General features: G+C 58.1%; 18 protein-coding genes. 6 read left to right on the top strand and 12 right to left on the bottom strand.

Going from position 1 to position 16,337, the window contains the following annotated elements; translation table 11 throughout:
* Positions 1–40 precede the first annotated feature (40 nt).
* The 8 genes from IM299_RS17215 to IM299_RS17180 all read right to left on the bottom strand — a co-directional run bounded on the left by IM299_RS17215 (position 41) and on the right by IM299_RS17180 (position 7,206).
* The gene (locus tag IM299_RS17215; protein WP_028014962.1) at positions 41–1,351 is read right to left on the bottom strand and encodes an MFS transporter; all 1,311 of its coding nucleotides are present in this window, start codon (positions 1,349–1,351) and stop codon (positions 41–43) included.
* Positions 1,344–2,849: a signal transduction histidine-protein kinase/phosphatase UhpB gene (uhpB, locus tag IM299_RS17210; RefSeq protein WP_193357852.1), complete on the bottom strand. Its 1,506-nt coding sequence runs from the start codon at positions 2,847–2,849 to the stop codon at positions 1,344–1,346. Before uhpB ends, IM299_RS17215 begins: the two co-directional genes overlap by 8 nt.
* Positions 2,846–3,439, bottom strand: coding sequence for a transcriptional regulator UhpA (gene uhpA / locus IM299_RS17205; protein ID WP_022646555.1), 594 nt, complete (start codon positions 3,437–3,439; stop codon positions 2,846–2,848). Before uhpA ends, uhpB begins: the two co-directional genes overlap by 4 nt.
* An 82-nt stretch (positions 3,440–3,521) precedes the next feature.
* Entirely contained in the window at positions 3,522–3,809 is a 288-nt protein-coding gene (gene ilvN / locus IM299_RS17200) for an acetolactate synthase small subunit (protein ID WP_028014960.1), read from the bottom strand.
* 3 nt (positions 3,810–3,812) lie between these two features.
* The gene (gene ilvB / locus IM299_RS17195; RefSeq protein ID WP_059353827.1) at positions 3,813–5,501 is read right to left on the bottom strand and encodes an acetolactate synthase large subunit; all 1,689 of its coding nucleotides are present in this window, start codon (positions 5,499–5,501) and stop codon (positions 3,813–3,815) included.
* A gap of 106 nt (positions 5,502–5,607) precedes the next feature.
* Complete coding sequence (ivbL, locus tag IM299_RS17190) at positions 5,608–5,706, bottom strand: ilvB operon leader peptide IvbL (protein WP_072251942.1); 99 nt, start codon at positions 5,704–5,706, stop codon at positions 5,608–5,610.
* 107 nt (positions 5,707–5,813) lie between these two features.
* On the bottom strand, positions 5,814–6,293 hold the full coding sequence (locus tag IM299_RS17185; protein ID WP_063943320.1) for a type VI secretion system tube protein TssD: 480 nt from the start codon (positions 6,291–6,293) through the stop codon (positions 5,814–5,816).
* A gap of 208 nt (positions 6,294–6,501) precedes the next feature.
* Positions 6,502–7,206, bottom strand: a complete 705-nt coding sequence (locus IM299_RS17180) for a hypothetical protein (protein ID WP_063943322.1) — start codon at positions 7,204–7,206, stop codon at positions 6,502–6,504.
* Positions 7,207–7,895: 689 nt separating this feature from the next.
* Here IM299_RS17180 and tisB point away from each other — a divergent pair.
* The 4 genes from tisB to emrD all read left to right on the top strand — a co-directional run bounded on the left by tisB (position 7,896) and on the right by emrD (position 10,752).
* Complete coding sequence (gene tisB, locus IM299_RS17175) at positions 7,896–7,985, top strand: type I toxin-antitoxin system toxin TisB (protein WP_045260836.1); 90 nt, start codon at positions 7,896–7,898, stop codon at positions 7,983–7,985.
* A gap of 64 nt (positions 7,986–8,049) precedes the next feature.
* On the top strand, positions 8,050–8,496 hold the full coding sequence (locus IM299_RS17170; RefSeq protein WP_028014956.1) for a GNAT family N-acetyltransferase: 447 nt from the start codon (positions 8,050–8,052) through the stop codon (positions 8,494–8,496).
* Between the two features lie 62 nt (positions 8,497–8,558).
* Positions 8,559–9,392 (top strand): EamA family transporter, encoded by an 834-nt coding sequence (locus IM299_RS17165; protein WP_028014955.1) that lies wholly within the window; start codon positions 8,559–8,561, stop codon positions 9,390–9,392.
* A 175-nt stretch (positions 9,393–9,567) separates the two neighbouring features.
* Positions 9,568–10,752 (top strand): multidrug efflux MFS transporter EmrD, encoded by a 1,185-nt coding sequence (gene emrD / locus IM299_RS17160; RefSeq protein WP_039024559.1) that lies wholly within the window; start codon positions 9,568–9,570, stop codon positions 10,750–10,752.
* Here emrD and IM299_RS17155 read toward each other — a convergent pair.
* Complete coding sequence (locus tag IM299_RS17155) at positions 10,655–11,743, bottom strand: glycoside hydrolase family 5 protein (protein WP_193357851.1); 1,089 nt, start codon at positions 11,741–11,743, stop codon at positions 10,655–10,657. The two genes, emrD and IM299_RS17155, sit on opposite strands and share 98 nt — an antisense overlap.
* A gap of 84 nt (positions 11,744–11,827) precedes the next feature.
* Positions 11,828–12,754: a DNA-binding transcriptional regulator DsdC gene (gene dsdC, locus IM299_RS17150; RefSeq protein WP_193357850.1), complete on the bottom strand. Its 927-nt coding sequence runs from the start codon at positions 12,752–12,754 to the stop codon at positions 11,828–11,830.
* Positions 12,755–12,958: 204 nt separating this feature from the next.
* On the opposite strand from dsdC, the gene dsdX reads away from it, so the two are divergent.
* Both dsdX and dsdA read left to right on the top strand, forming a co-directional pair.
* Positions 12,959–14,296 (top strand): D-serine transporter DsdX, encoded by a 1,338-nt coding sequence (gene dsdX / locus IM299_RS17145; RefSeq protein ID WP_193357849.1) that lies wholly within the window; start codon positions 12,959–12,961, stop codon positions 14,294–14,296.
* 17 nt (positions 14,297–14,313) lie between these two features.
* Positions 14,314–15,600 (top strand): D-serine ammonia-lyase, encoded by a 1,287-nt coding sequence (gene dsdA / locus IM299_RS17140; RefSeq protein WP_193357848.1) that lies wholly within the window; start codon positions 14,314–14,316, stop codon positions 15,598–15,600.
* A gap of 35 nt (positions 15,601–15,635) precedes the next feature.
* On the opposite strand, the gene IM299_RS17135 is transcribed toward dsdA, so the two are convergent.
* Both IM299_RS17135 and IM299_RS17130 read right to left on the bottom strand, forming a co-directional pair.
* Positions 15,636–15,983, bottom strand: a complete 348-nt coding sequence (locus tag IM299_RS17135; RefSeq protein ID WP_045630897.1) for a DUF202 domain-containing protein — start codon at positions 15,981–15,983, stop codon at positions 15,636–15,638.
* The gene (locus IM299_RS17130) at positions 15,973–16,320 is read right to left on the bottom strand and encodes a YidH family protein (protein WP_028014948.1); all 348 of its coding nucleotides are present in this window, start codon (positions 16,318–16,320) and stop codon (positions 15,973–15,975) included. The genes IM299_RS17135 and IM299_RS17130 overlap by 11 nt, the downstream gene beginning before the upstream one ends.
* Positions 16,321–16,337 lie beyond the last annotated feature (17 nt).

Genomic DNA, 16,337 nt, shown 5'->3' with positions numbered 1-16,337 from the left:
TCCTAGTTTTGCGCCATTCGGCAACAAAAGGTGAGGCACGTCACGCTTCGCGCGGCGCCTGGGCGTGCAAAAACGGCAGCAGCAGCAAGGCCGAGATGCCCGCCGCGATGGCGATCGCCGCGAAGAACCCGCTCCAGTGCCAGACGTCGATGACCCGCGCCAGCGGCCAGCCGGAGAGCGACGCGCCGAGGTAGGCAAACAGCCCGACAAAGCCCGTTGCCGCGCCTGCCGCCTCCTTGTGCGAGCACTCCGCCGCCGCCATGCCGATCAGCATCTGCGGGCCAAAGACAAAAAAGCCGATGGTGAAGAAGCACGCCGCCTGCATCACGTAGCTGGCGAACGGCATCAGCCACAGCGAGCCGACGGAGAGTAAAATCCCGGCGGCAAAAATCAGATTCATCGGGCCGCGGTTGCCGTTGAACAGCTTGTCCGAGCCCCAGCCCGCCACCAGCGCGCCGATAAACCCGCCCAGCTCAAACATCGTCACCGCAGAGTTAGCGGTCACCAGGTCCACGCCGAGCGTCTCGGACATGTACAGGTTACCCCAGTCGTTGATCGCCGCGCGCACCACGTAGACCAGCACGTAGCAGAGGGACAGCAGCCAGATGTACGGGTTTTTCAGCACGTATTTGGTGAGGATTTCCTGGCGGGACAGCCCGGCGCCCTCCTGCTGCTGGGCGATCTCCATCTCGTCGTGCCGCCAGTCGCCCACCGCCGGTAGGCCGACGGTTTGCGGCCTGTCGCGCAAGCGCCAGCAGAGGAACAGCCCGGCGACAATCGCGAGGGCACCGGCAATCATCATCCCCGTGCGCCAGCCGTAGTGCAGCGCGGCAGCCCCCACCACCATCGGGATCAGTGCCCCGCCGACGTTATGCGCGGTGTTCCAGATTGCCCACCATCCGCCGCGCTCGTTGCGGGAGTACCAGGCGGTGAGCAGGCGGGCGCAGACCGGCGCACCCCAGCCCTGGAAAAAGGCGTTCAGCGCCCACAGCAGGGCAAAGGCCCACAGCGAGGTGGAAAAGCCAAACAGGATGTTCACCACGCCGGTGGCGATCAGCCCAACGCCCATGAAATAGCGCGCGTTGGAGCGGTCGCTGACGATGCCGGAGAAGAACTTCGACAGCCCGTATGTGATGTAAAACAGCGTCGCCAGCAGGCCGATATCGGTGCGCGTCATCACGCCGCTGGCGAGGATTTCCGGCGCGGCGGCGTTGAAGCTTTTACGGGTGAAGTAGAACAGCGCGTAGCCGAGCCAGATGGTGATCAGGATATGGCGACGCCAGTAGCGGTAGCGGGCGTCGATTTCCGCCTTGTCGCGCAACGGAGCCGCGCTGGTTGGGGTTTTAAACATGGTACGTCCTTAACGGCAAACTGACGCTGACGCGCGTCCCGTGGGTGCAGGAGAGGGTCAGCGTGCCGCCCAGCGCCTTGACGCGCTCGCGCATGCCCGCCAGGCCAAAGCCCTGCTGGCCGGAGCCCGGCGGCAGGCCGCAGCCGTCGTCTTCAATCACCAGCATCAGGCGCTCGTCCTGCTGCCAGCCCTGGATCGTCACCGCGCTGGCATTGGCATGTTTAACGATGTTGTTCAGCCCCTCCTGACAGACGCGGAACAGCGTCACGCGCTGGCCTTCGCTGAGCAATGATTCATCAATGCGCCAGTCGAGATGGCTGACAATGCCGCGGCTTTCCAGCTCCATCTCGCGCATCAGGGAGCGTATCGCCTGCTCCAGCGACAGGTCATCAAGCTGGCGCGGACGTAGCCGTCCCAGCAAGCGGCGAACGGCGTCATAGACACCCAGCGAAAGCTGTTCGATATGCGCCCCGCCCTGCTTCACGCCCGCGTTATCCGCCGCCAGGCGCTGAACAATGCCCGCCTGCGTGCGGATGGCGGTAATGGTCTGGCCGATATCGTCGTGCAGCTCGCGAGCCACCTCCTGACGCACGCTCTCCTCGGTCTCCAGCAGACGCTCCGCCAGACGACGGTTGCGCGCCAGCTCGGCTTGCAGGGACTGGTTCAGCTCGCGCAGGCGCTGAATGCCCGCGCCGAGCAGCAATCCGGTCAGGCTCTGGGCCAGCAGCGAGAGCAGCAGATCCACCGGATGATCGTGCCAGGTCTGGCTGGCGATCAGCGCGATGGCGTTCATCAGCGTGGCGATCAGCGCCCCCTGCCAGCCGTAGTGCCAGGCCAGAGCGATGATCGGCAGCGCCAGGCAAAACGGCGTGAAGCGCGAAAGCTCGGCGGGCAGACCAAGCTGTAGCCACAGGCTCACCATAAACAGCAGCAGATACCAGATGAGGTGCCGGGCGCGCCAGTTCACCGGCTGGGAGACCAGCGCGGGGCCGAGCGGTTGCCAGACGGTGCTGGTGAGGTAGTGCCAGAAAACCAGACAGGTCGGCGCGAGGGTCAGACCGCCGGTCAGGGTCAGAAGCAGGGCGTTAAGCATCTCCTTCTCGCCGATCCACGGCAGGGACTGTAACAGCGCGGCGGCAATCAGCGCCGCCCCCTGACGCAGCAGCGTGCGCCAGTCGCGCTGGTGGCGGTAGCGGGAAATCAGGGCAACGGGGAGAAGCGTGAGCAGGCTTCCGGTCATCAATAAGGGAAGATGCGCGAGGGCCACCTCCTGCGCCAGCCAGATCAGCATCAGCCACTCCGCGCCGAGCAAAACGGGCCAGTAGCCGCGCGGGCACTGGAGCATTAGCCCCAGACGCAGGCCGAAGGGAAACAGCAGCACCGCCAGCTCCGGGCGCTCCACCAGGTGCAGGCTGATGCTCCACAGGCAAAACCACGCGGCGGAGAAGATAAAAAAGCTGGCGACGACGGCGATCAGCCGCGAAAACATGGGACTCATTGCCAGCTGTCGAACATGCGGCGCGCCAGCTCGACGTCGTTGCTGACGTTGAGTTTTTCCATCAGGTTGGCGCGGTGGACGTGCACGGTTTTCGGCGACAGATCCAGCTCGGCGGCAATCTCTTTCACCGACATGCCCTGGGCAAGCTTCTCCGCCACCTGGCGCTCGCGTCTGGTGAGCGGATCCTGACGTCCGGCCGCCAGCTTGATGGCGATATCCGGCGTCAGGTAGCAGCCGCCGGTGGAGACGGTGCGCACGGCAGCGATCAGCTCGTCCGGGCTACAGCGTTTGGAGAGGAAGCCGCGCGCCCCCGCGTTGAGCGCCTGCTCGACCAGCGCCGGGCTGTCGTGAACCGAGAGCATGATCGTCGCCATCCCTTTCGGCAGCTGGCTCAACAGCTCCAGCCCGGAGAGATCCGGCATCGAGATGTCACAGATACAGACCTGCACCCCGCGCCCCGGCAGGCCCGCCAGCGCCTCGCGACCGGAGCCAAACTCGGCCACAACCTGAAAATCCGGTTCGAGGTTAAGAAGCTGGGCAAAGCCGGAGCGGACGATGAGGTGGTCGTCGATAAGAGCGATGGTGGTCATGTGTGTTCCTGCGGTCTGAAAAAGCCGGATGACGCTGCGCTTATCCGGCCTACAAGAGCGAAAGACGCTTACCTTAAGCGATTTACTCGAAAAACACCGCAATTTTGTTAAACATGGTGGGATCGGACTGGTTGCGCGCCACTTTGGTGACGTCTTCCAGCTTGTCGATCTGCGCTATCATCTGCTCCAGACGCTGGTCGTCATTAACCAGTAGCCAGATGCGGCTGTGCTCGCTGCCCTGAATCGGCAGGCAGAGAATACCTTCCACGTTAAATGCCCGGCGGGCAAACAGCCCACAGACGTGGGTCATAACGCCAGGGTGGTTGCGGACGGTGAGTTCCAGAATGACGTTATCATGTTGTTTCTGCATGGTTTATTCCCCCACCATCTCAGTATTGGCCGCACCCGGCGGCACCATCGGATACACTTTTTGTTCAGGGTCGATACGCACGTGGATCAGCGCCGGGCCGGGGCGAGAAATCGCCGCCTGCAGCGCCGCGTGGGCGTCTTCTTCCGCGTTCAGATCGCAGGTGTGCAGACCAAAGCCGGCGGCAATCTGCATAAAGTTAATCATCCCCGGATAGGTCGCCGCAAACACGCCCTGCTTGTAGAACAGGCTCTGCTGCTGGTGTACCAGACCCAGCGCCTCGTTGTTCATCAGGATGATTTTCACGTCTAACTGGTTTTCGGCCGCGGTGGCCATCTCCTGAATGTTCATCATCAGGCTGCCGTCGCCGGAGAAGCAGATAACCTTGCGGTCCGGGTTGGCGAGCGCCGCGCCTACTGCCGCCGGCAGGCCGAAGCCCATGGTGCCGAGGCCGCCGGAGGTCAGCCACTGGCGCGGACGGTTCAGCGGATACGCCTGCGCGGTCCACATCTGGTGCTGGCCCACGTCGGTGGTGATAATCGCGCTGTCGTCCACGCAGGCGGCCACGGCGTTGATCAGCCCGTAGTGGCTCAGCGGGTCGCCCTCAGCTGGGATGGCGCCCGGGAACTCGCGTTGCAGATCCGCCACCAGCTGACGCCAGTCGGCCCGGTCAGTTGCGTCCGTCTGCGGGATCAGCTGCGCCAGCACTTCGGCCACGTCGCCCTGAATCGCCACGTGCGGCTGTTTGATTTTACCCAACTCGGCGCGGTCGATATCCACGTGAATGATTTTGGCGTTCGGGCAGAACTCCTCGGTTTTGCCAATCGCCCGGTCATCAAAACGTGCGCCCATAACAATCAGCAAATCCGCTTCTTGCAGGATGTAGTTGGTGCTGCGCGCACCGTGCATGCCCAGCATACCTAATGACAACGGATGCGCTTTAGGCAGCATACCCAGCGCCATCAGGGTCATGGTGGTCGGCAGGTTGGCCTTTTCCGCAAACTGGCGGATTTCATCCGCAGCGTTAATCGCCCCGCCGCCCAGATAGAGCACCGGGCGTTTCGCTGCATTAATCATGGCGGCGGCGTCGCGCACGCTTTCAGCGCTGAATTCCGGCGCGGGGGCGCGCTCGCCCGGCTCCGGCAACACGTCGATCTCGATCTCTGCGGTCTGGACATCCTTAGGAATGTCTATCCACACCGGGCCCGGGCGGCCAGACTGCGCAATGCGGAACGCATCGCTGATAACCTGAGGAAGCTCGCTGATATCGCGAACTAAATAGTTATGTTTGGTGATGGGGATAGAGATGCCGTAGGTATCCACTTCCTGAAACGCATCGGTACCGATCATCGAGGACGGTACCTGGCCGGTAATGCAGATCAGCGGAATGGAGTCGAGGCGCGCGTCGGCGATGGCGGTCACCAGGTTGGTTGCGCCGGGGCCGCTGCAGGCCATACAGACCGCCGGTTTGCCCTGCGTACGCGCCATGCCCTGAGCGATAAAGCCTGCCCCCTGCTCGTGACGCGCCAGCACGTGGCGGATCTGCGTGCTTTGGCTTAACGCATCGTACAGCGGCAGCACGGTTCCACCCGGGATACCCGCAACCGTGGTGATGCCCTGTCGTTCCAGTAAATGAACAATCAGCTGCGCGCCTGTAAAACGCGTCTTTGTGGATGTTGTGCCCGAACTTGCCATGCTCCAGTCCTTTTCTTCTGGGCCGACTTTCCGGGGAGGGTCCTAAACGAAAAACCCCGCCCGGTTTGCGCCGGCGGGGTTTTGGATTCGTGTGTTGATCCAGTCCCTACGGCGCATTGCCGACGACCACCACCACACGCACGACGACCACTGCGGCTGGTTGCGCAGTTTTTAGTAGGGTCGTAGTGAAGATGGATGAAGTCATTGGGGACCTGTGTTTGGAATCATTGATTGAATTTATACAAACACAGGTTTTCGGGCGTGACAATGGAAATATTTTCATCTGCGCAAAAATGCGTCAGGGATCACGTTTCAGTACGTTGCTCGCTCATTCCAGGAGTCACTATAGATGACATTGCCGTCGCAATGCTTCCAGGTGATTTTCTCATAGCGTATGAGAACCGTTTCAAGGTGTGTTCCCGTGTTTGCGCCGGGATACAGGTCAGGTGTGATTGAAGTTATTTTCACATTCTCCAGGAGGATATTAAAATATTCCTGTTCTAAACCCGCCTCATTAATCTGATACATCTTAATGGTGGCTGACTGGAGTGTTCTTCCCGTACTCAGCGCGCGAAAGAGAAGCGGGGTTACACGATCAAATTCTTTCTGGAACATGATGGGCATGTGTATGCGCGTGCCCGTCAATTTCCCGGTATTCCCATCGACTGGAATGTTGACATTATGAGTGAATGATTTGAGTTCAATTGCACCTTCACGCCCTGTCACAAGGCAGGGGCCAACCATGGGGGAACCATTTTCATCTGTAAGAAATAAATAAGCCGGATTTGACATAAAGAATACCTTTTTTTTTAAAAATCAATCGTACTTATCAAAACGACCAAAAATTATTGGATGAACAAGAATAAATACACCGATAGCAATAAATGTGAGTAATACCCAGTGGTCAGGTATCAACCATAGAAAAAAAGAGGCGCATACAAAAACATAAACGGGAAATAAAATATCCGTAAATAGAATTGATAACAGACTATTAAACACGCTACTTGTCCCTTAAGTCGTCATAAATCGCTTCAAAATCCCTGTAGAAACCCATTTGAACCTTCTTAATCAGTTCAGACAGGAATGGTTCAATAAAGTAATAGAGCATTTCCAGTTGTGCGGCATAGAGGGTGGCGTAATACTTTGGGTCCAACGTTTTCAGGCGACGAGCAGCAAGCGCGCACTTCTGGTCCGTGCCAATCAATTGAAATGCCATGACAACGTTCGGTACGCGACGTGCAAGCCGTTCGACGACGATTTCTGAGAGCAGGCCAGATTTGGAAAGATATATTGCCAACCCCCATGCTATTGCTAAACGCGCTGCTTTGCTTGTCGGGATATTTTTAACAAATCCGGTTACTTGTGAACCCGTCTTGCGGGCGCGATTTTGTTCATTTCCATTTTCAGAGTCATTTAGAACACTTTTAAAATAAAGATAGAGCATCTGTGCTATTACATCACGATAACGGTAAAGAGACACAATGGAGAGGTACATTCTCTTTTCTTCTGAGAGAAGCTCATCACATACATCGTGATAGCTGGGGATTAAGCATGATGAGTACCAGCTTACACGCTCCATTCCTGAATAGATATCAGAGCCGATTCCCTTTAATGCTTTCCATGTCCCGGCAACGCCTTGCTGTCCATAAATAGCCAACTGTCTGTCGCCCTGGAACTTCATCTTCAAATAATCCGATGCTTGCATAAGATATCCATATCATGATTGTGGCTATAAAAATATACAATGAAAAGCAGTGTAATTCAAACTAGTGAATTGCCTCAAAAATACATTCACGAGAAAAATAATTCGATTGAATATTATTTTTTAAGGCTATATACGATGCGGTTTTAATATCCTGGCGAGTCTGTTTTTTATATTAAATGACTTATTTGGTGCTGCATCTCGTAAAACTATCCCGGTTCCCCTGCATAAAATTGATTTCTTAAGAGGCCTGACCAGGCCACCGCTTATCCCGGTATTTTTTGTGGGCAGACCAGAAAACAAAAAACCCCGCCGGAGCGAGGTTTTTATCAGGGTTTTGCGGTTGGTCGCCGCAGAACACACTGTGTTACGTCAACGCGAAAAGTATACGCGATAGAACTCGAACGCGCAATTCCGGCACGGATTTTGACGTTTTTGAGTATGGATCACCTTCCAAATTTTGTCCAAAAAATACTGTTCATAAATACAGTATTTATCTATACTGAGGGTGTTCGCAGTGAGCGAGGGGGCCGCAGTTTACCGGCGCAACGAAGTCCTGGCTGAAACGGGTGGTGCCGTCAGTGCCTTAACCCCTGAAGTGAGCACACTGTGTTACGTCAATCCAGGTGCTGGCAACAGGCGGCGGAAAGGTACGCCAGCATCGTGCTCCTTTTAACCAAAAGGAGACGCGTATGAGCGTAGTGGATATGGTGATACTTATCCTCAAACTCATTGTTGCAGTACTGCAACTGCTTGATGCTGTCCTGAAATACGTTCGGTAATTCAGGTTCAAGTCGCACCTGAGAGGGGCGGGCAACCGCCCCTCTTTAATAACGAGGGAATGCTATGTCGCGTCTGTTAATTGAGCCTGTCACACCGGATGAGCCGGGGTATATCGCCCTGAAGGCGGAAAGTATCGCGCTGAATTTCAACATGCTGCGCAGGCTGGAAGAGAACTGGCTGCGGGGTGAGAACCGCTTTAACGCGCCGGGTGAAAAGCTGCTGGGTGCGTTTCTTAACGGCAAGCTGGTGGGCGTGTGTGGCCTCAACCGCGATCCGTTCAGCCAACAGCCGCGTGCCGGACGCATTCGCCATCTCTACGTCAGCGAGAAGTGCCGCGGGCTGGGCATTGGAAAACAGCTTTTAACCGTAGTGATGGCGGATGCCAGCATCTGGTTTGATTTTCTGAATACTCACGCGCCGGACAGCGCGTACGGATTTTACAATCGAGCCGGTTTTACGCTGGTCTCAGACGAACCACGGGTGACGCACCGCCTTTTTTGTGCGGTGTAACCGGCTGGCGGCATCAGGATGTGAATGTTACAGTTGAGTGACAATTCATCACCCAATACGCCATGACCATCACCGTTTTCTGCATTTTGCTTTTCGCCGCACTGCTGCATGCCAGCTGGAACGCTATCGTTAAAGCCGGAACGGATAAACTCTACTCTGCGATCGGCGTTAGCGGCTCAGCCGCGATTATTGCCCTGATTTTACTGCCCTTCTCACCACAGCCTTCTGCGGCAAGCTGGCCGTTTTTGATCGTCTCCTGCGCCTTACAGGTGGTCTACACCGTGCTTGTGGCGAAGACCTATCAGGTCTCGGACATGAGCCAGACCTATCCGCTGATGCGCGGCACCGCCCCGCTGCTGGTGGCGCTGATCAGCGTGCTGGCGCTCGGCGACCATCTCTCCTGGCTCGCCTGGTCCGGTATCGGAGTCATTTGCCTGTCGATTCTGGCGATGGCGATGAACGGCCGCATGCAGTCACGCAGGGGGATCTGGCTGGCGCTGCTGAATGCCTGTTTTATCGCCGGGTATACGCTGGTGGACGGCACCGGCGTGCGGCTGTCGGACACCGCGCTGGGCTACACGCTCTGGACCTTCTTTATGAACGGCTTCTGCCTGCTGGGCTGGGCGATGGTGGCGCGTCGGCGCGAGGCGTCCAGCTACCTGCGCCTGCACTGGAAAAAAGGGCTGCTCGGCGGGGTGGGGACCATGGGCTCTTACGGTCTGGCCCTCTGGGCGATGACGCAGGCGCCGCTGGCGGTGGTCGCCGCGCTGCGTGAAACCTCGATTCTTTTCGGGGCGCTAATCGCCTTTGTCCTTTTAAAAGAGAAGGTTGCGGGCCTGCGCATCGCGGCAGCGCTGGGTATTGCTGTCGGCGCAATTCTGCTGCGTCTGGCGTAAATCGCTGGCAACATTAGTTGCCGTTCTTGTTTACAAATCCTGCCTTTCCCGGTTTTTTCATTCACCGCAACAATGCTTAAATCGTCATCTGTCTGTGGTAGATTCCTCGCGCATTTATGGGAATGCGTAGTCACTTATTCTTCATTTCTCTCTTTTGGCAAAAGTATTCAGCGACATGAAAAAGCAAAGGAACGTTAACTTATTGTTGATGCTGGTGTTACTGGTGGCCGTCGGTCAGATGGCGCAAACCATCTACATTCCGGCGATTGCCGACATGGCAAAGGAACTGAACGTCCGCGAAGGCGCGGTGCAGAGCGTGATGGCAGCCTACCTGCTGACCTATGGCGTTTCACAGCTCTTCTACGGCCCGCTCTCCGACCGCGTCGGGCGTCGCCCGGTGATCCTGGTGGGCATGAGCATTTTCATGGTAGCGACGGTGATTGCCATTACCACCCACAGCCTGACCGTACTGATTGCCGCCAGCGCCCTGCAGGGCGTTGGGACGGGTGTCGGCGGGGTGATGGCGCGAACCTTACCGCGCGATATGTATCAGGGCACCCAGCTCCGCCACGCCAACAGCCTGTTGAATATGGGCATTCTGGTCAGCCCGCTTCTCGCTCCGCTGATTGGCGGCCTGCTGGACACAATGTGGTCCTGGCGCGCCTGTTACGCCTTTCTGCTGGTGCTCTGCGTAATTGTCACCTTCAGCATGGCGCGCTGGATGCCGGAAACCCGTCCAAAAGACGCGCCGCGCACGAAGCTTCTCACAAGCTATAAGACGCTGTTCGGCAATGGCGCGTTTACCTGCTACCTGCTGATGCTGATCGGCGGCCTGGCGGGTATTGCAGTGTTCGAAGCCTGCTCCGGCGTGCTGCTGGGCGCGGGTCTGGGCCTGAGCAGCATGGTGGTGAGCATTCTGTTTATTCTGCCGATCCCGGCGGCGTTCTTTGGCGCCTGGTTTGCCGGGCGTCAGAACAAACGCTTTTCAACCCTGATGTGGCAGGCCGTGATCAGCTGCCTGCTGGCGGGTCTGATGATGTGGATCCCGGGGCTGTTTGGCGTGATGACCGTCTGGACGCTGCTGATTCCGGCGGCGCTGTTCTTCTTCGGCGCGGGAATGCTGTTCCCGCTCGCCACCAGCGGCGCGATGGAGCCGTTCCCGTTCCTCGCCGGCACGGCGGGCGCGCTGGTGGGCGGTTTGCAGAACATCGGTTCCGGCGCGCTGGCCTGGCTCTCCGCCATGATGCCGCAGACCGGGCAGGCTAGTTTGGGCCTGCTGATGACGCTAATGGGGCTGCTGATTTTACTGTGCTGGCTGCCGCTGTCGTCGCGCGTTCCGCATCACGAGCAGCCGGTTTAACCGCATGATGGCCCGGCTTCTCGCCGGGCTTTTCACAGACGGGCGCAATCATCGCCTGCAATAATGGCTCCGGCGCAGGCCGCCAGGCCCCCTCTTCCCCGTCGTAAAACTGGAAATCCGCGTTAAGCGCATACGGGATTTTCGCCTTTTGCAGCTCGCAGGCCATAAAGGTGGCGAAGGCCATTTGCGAAGCGGTTGGCGTGAGGTGGTTTGACTCCCCCACGCCCCAGCCCCCGACCCAACTGACGTGCCCGGTTTTTTGCTGCCAGCGCAGCGCGGTGCTGATGCGGTTACGGATAGCCGCCTTCTCCGCCGCCGTGCCGGACGTCCACGGGTATTTACCGCTATTTTTCAGCGGCCCCCACGGGAAAATATGCCACTCCGCCAGCAGGTAGTTTTGACTGTGCGCAGGTAGCTTCAGGCCGGATAAATCTTCCGGCGCGGCACGCAGGCGCGGCGCAATGAAAATCATGCGCTGCGGGTCGATGTCGTGGATCGCTTTAATGGTTTTTTCATACACGCGGTTTAACGACGCGAGGTTGTGGTTAAGCTTGTCGGCTGGCTCATAGATGAGATCAAAACCCAGCAGCGGATAGCTCTGGCCGAAATAGTGCGCCACGGCAATCCACCAGTTGATCGTCTCTTTCTCGTTATCGGCTTTGGGGTCGTTTTTATATTCATCGGCCTGATAAGCGATAATCGGGATCACGCCATACTGCTCGCAGGCTTCCACCAGCTTGCGCAGGTGGATCAGCCGCGCTTCCGTCGGCTCATCGGCGACGCGAATGCGCACGTGGGTAATGCCTTTTGCGCGAAAATCGCGAACCACCAGCGGGTCGAACTCGCGTATGCCGCGCTCGGTGCGCGCCCAGTCCACATCCATCCCGACGCCCAGCTGCTGCGCATAGTGGGCAGCCGTCAGCGGCGGCTCAGCGGCAATGGCCCAGCCGGAAGAGATCAGTAACGCGGTAGCAATGAGAGGCTTTAGCACGGTTTACCCTGGATAAATCGAAAGCATTACCTGTATTTAGCACGCTTTTTCACATTTGGTGTAGAGCGAAAGCGTAATAATTCTTCAACCTGCCAGCTCTCTCAGCCAGCCGACAAAGGCATCTATTTTCGGCCACTGACGACCAGAAAGCGTCGAGATATAGTAGTGCTGATGACACTTGAGGGTCTTTTCACCAAACGGGGCGATCAGTTCGCCCCGTTCAAGCCGTTTTTGCACCAGCCGCTTTCTCCCCATCGCGATGCCGACGTGGTTGATGGCCGCAATAATCGCCAAATCCGACCGATCAAAGCCAATGCCCGACGATGACGGCATATTTACCCCAAAATGCTGCGCCCAGCTCAGCCACTCATCCGTACCAGAATCATTACTCCAGGCCTGACGATCGTGGAGTAATGCGCAGTGATTGAGGTTATCGGGGTTTTTCAGCAACTCATGTTCGCGGGCATACTGCGGTGAGCAGACGGGCAGAATCTCCTCGTCCATCAGGAAGTGATGAGCAAGGTGGTTTGGCGGCGTATCGTCAAAATAGAGCGCCAGATCGACGCCGGTTCGCTGCATATTGACGTAATCATTGCCGGTCAGGATGGTGAGTGAAATCGACGGGTAGCGGCGGGTAAAGTCGCCCAGCATGGGTACCAGCCAGCACTGGGCAATCGACGGGCGGGAGTAGACCGTCAGCGTGCCGGAGAGCGCCTGGTTTTTGATATCCAGGATCTCCTGATTCAGGATGTCGAGGGACGATTTTAGCGTCCAGTAAACGCGCTTTCCCTCCTGCGTCAGCTCGACTTTACGGTGCGAGCGGACAAACAGCTGAATACCCAACTCCTCTTCCAGCAGGTTGATGCGGTGGCTCACCGCGCTGGGGCTGAGCGACAGCTCCTCCGCCGCCAGGGCGAAGGACTCATGCCGGGCAGCCACTTCAAAGGTATACATTTTCGACAGCTGCCAGCCGTTTAACAGCCGGTTTCTGGCTTCATTTGCATCGGTCATCACAATTCTCACGCGGGGTTTCTGCGCTCAGCATACCGCTCAAGGGTGAATTTATGTGAACCTAATACGAATTAAGTGCACTTTTTAGAGCGTAGTCACTCAGTTGATCCAATCTGGCTCACCTGAACGCCAATTTATATCGTTTGTCAGCCCCCGCCGTTTTTTCGTCCAATACCCACAGATGACATAAGGGTGAGGTGAGATATGGGATCTCAGGTCTGGGTTGTGGCAACGCTGCTGGTCAGCATTGTGTTGATTGTTTTAACCATCGTAAAACTGAAGTTTCACCCGTTCCTCGCGCTGCTGCTGGCGAGCTTTTTCGTTGGCGCGATGATGGGGATGAGCCCGCTGGATATGGTGAACGCCATTGAGAGCGGGATTGGCGGTACGCTGGGCTTCCTGGCGGCGGTGATTGGTCTGGGCACCATTCTCGGCAAAATGATGGAAGTCTCCGGCGCGGCGGAACGCATTGGCATTACGCTGCAGCGCTGCCGCTGGCTGTCAGCAGACGTGATTATGGTGCTGGTGGGCCTGATCTGCGGCATTACGTTGTTCGTGGAAGTGGGCGTGGTACTGCTGATCCCGCTGGCGTTTTCCATCGCCAAAAAGACCCACACGTCGCTGCTCAAGCTGGCCATTCCGCTCTGTACCGCGCTGATGGCGGTGCACTGCGTGGTGCCTCCGCATCCGGCCGCGCTGTTTGTGACCAATAAATTAGGGGCGGACGTCGGGACGGTGATTGTCTACGGTTTGATGGTCGGCCTGATGGCCTCTCTGGTCGGCGGCCCGCTGTTCCTGAAGCTGCTCGGTAATCGTCTGCCGTTTAAACCGGTTCCGGCGGAATTTTCAGACCTGAAGGTGCGGGAAGAGCACACCCTGCCGTCGCTGGGCGCTACCCTGTTCACGGTGCTGCTGCCAATTGCCCTGATGCTGGTGAAAACCATTGTCGAGCTGAATATGGCAAAAGAGGGCACGCTGTATACGCTGCTGGAGTTTATCGGCAACCCGATCACCGCGATGTTTATCGCCGTGTTTGTCGCTTACTACCTGCTGGGCATCCGCCAGCACATGGGCATGGGCGCAATGCTGACCCATACGGAGCGCGGCTTTGGCTCTATTGCCAACATTTTGCTGATTATTGGGGCGGGCGGCGCGTTCAACGCCATCCTGAAAACCAGCGGGCTGGCGGACTCGCTGGCGCATATTCTCTCGAACCTGCACATGCACCCTATCCTGCTCGCCTGGCTGGTGGCGCTGGTGCTGCATGCCGCCGTAGGCTCCGCCACGGTCGCGATGATGGGCGCCACGGCGATCGTCGCGCCGATGCTGCCGCTCTACCCGAATGTGAGCCCGGAGATCATCACCATTGCCATCGGTTCCGGCGCCATTGGCTGCACGATCGTGACCGATTCTCTCTTCTGGCTGGTGAAGCAATACTGCGGCGCGACCCTGAATGAGACCTTCAAATACTATACGACGGCGACGTTTATCGCCTCGGTGCTTGCACTTGGCGGCACATTCCTGCTTTCCTTCATTATCTGAGCGCGAAGAGACGTATTATGGAAAACGCAACTATCACTACTTTAACCGCACAGTTTCCTCTGGTTGAGGATCTGATTGCCCTGAAAGAAACCACATGGATTAACCCGCGTACCACAACGCTGGCGGAAGGATTGCCGCATGTCGGGCTGACCAAAGCCGACGTGGACGACGCGCACGCTCGCCTGAAACGCTTTGCGCCGTATCTGGCGAAAGCCTTCCCGGAAACGGCGGCAACGGGCGGGATTATTGAATCCGAACTGGTCGCCATCCCGGCAATGCGGGCGCGGCTGGCGAAAGAGTCCGGCAAACCCATTCCCGGCAGTCTGCTGCTGAAAAAAGACAGCCATCTGCCGATCTCCGGCTCGATTAAAGCGCGCGGCGGCATCTACGAGGTGCTGACCCACGCGGAAAAACTGGCGCTGGACGCCGGGTTGCTGAGCGTTGAAGACGACTACAGCGTTCTGCTGGAGCCGCGCTTTAAGGACTTCTTCAGCCAGTACAGCATTGCGGTGGGCTCAACCGGCAACCTGGGGATGTCCATCGGTATCATGAGCGCCCGCATCGGCTTTAAGGTGACGGTGCATATGTCCGCCGACGCCCGCGAGTGGAAGAAAGCCAAACTGCGCAGCCACGGCGTCATCGTCGTGGAATATGAGCAGGATTACGGCGTGGCGGTGGAGCAGGGACGCAAAGCGGCAGAAAGCGATCCGAACTGTTTCTTCATTGACGATGAAAACTCCCGCACCCTGTTCCTGGGCTACGCGGTGGCAGGCGAGCGGCTGAAGGCGCAGTTTGCCGAACAGGGCCGCGTGGTGGATGCCGAGCACCCCCTGTACGTCTACCTGCCGTGCGGCGTCGGCGGCGGCCCCGGTGGGGTGGCGTTTGGCCTGAAGCTGGCCTTTGGTGACAACGTCCATTGCTTCTTCGCGGAGCCCACGCACTCCCCGTGCATGCTTCTGGGCGTCTACACCGGCCTGCACGACGAGATTGCCGTACAGGACCTTGGCATTGATAACGTGACGGCAGCGGACGGGCTGGCGGTAGGACGTGCGTCCGGCTTCGTGGGCCGCGCGATGGAGCGCCTGCTTGACGGGTTCTATACGCTTTCCGATCAGAGCATGTACGACATGCTCGGCTGGCTGGCGCAGGAGGAAGGCATTCGGCTGGAACCGTCCGCGCTGGCGGGCATGGCCGGACCGCTGCGCGTGCCTTCAGATGCTAGCGTTACCCACCTGGTGTGGGCGACTGGTGGCGGCATGGTGCCGGAAGACGAGATGGCAAAGTATTTAGCAAAAGGCCATTAATCGTAGGCCCGGTAAGGCGTAGCCGCCACCGGGCTTTAAAAGCTCACAATTTGCTGAATGTGAGTCACTGCGAAGAGTAAAGACAGAGACAGCACAGCCAGGGCGATCAGGAACTTATCCCTCACCGCCTTCGGCTGGACAAAGTCGTTCTGCGCCACGTCCATCAGATTACGGCTGCGGGTATAGCGCCATAAAATGATGGCCACCAGCGCCAGCACAATAATAGAGATCCAGAATGGCACCCCGGTTCGGTGCCAGTTGTGCTTAATCGCCAGGGCAATCAGCGCGCCATACCCCAGCAGCGTGCGCAGCCAGGCCAGCGACGTCCGCTCCGGCTGCAGGCCGGGGTCCGCTTCGCGCCGCGCTTTGCGGCTATCCGCCATAGAACACCAGCCCCATCACCACGCCCGCCACCGCAAGCAGAATCACGCTGATGATGAGCAACCCGCGCGTATAGGGCAGATCCTGCTTCAGGCGCATCGCCTTCTCATTGCGCAGCCATCGCAGGTAGCCGTAAATCGCCAGCACGCCCGCGAACAGGCACAGCAGCAGCGCCAGCACTTCACGAATCAGCGGCGTGGCAAAATCGGGGGCGAGCTGGTCAAGGCCGACGCCTGCGGCCAGAAAGCCCAGTGCGGTGCGGATCCACGCTAAAAAAGTGCGTTCATTAGCCAGAGAGAAGCGGTAGTCCGGCGCTTCACCGAGGCGGGAAATTTTCATTGAGATTCCTTGTCGTG

The sequence above is a fragment of the Enterobacter cloacae complex sp. P47BA genome, assembly GCF_014930485.1.
Taxonomy (GTDB): domain Bacteria; phylum Pseudomonadota; class Gammaproteobacteria; order Enterobacterales; family Enterobacteriaceae; genus Enterobacter; species Enterobacter bugandensis.
This window is presented reverse-complemented; position numbering and strand designations above follow the sequence as displayed.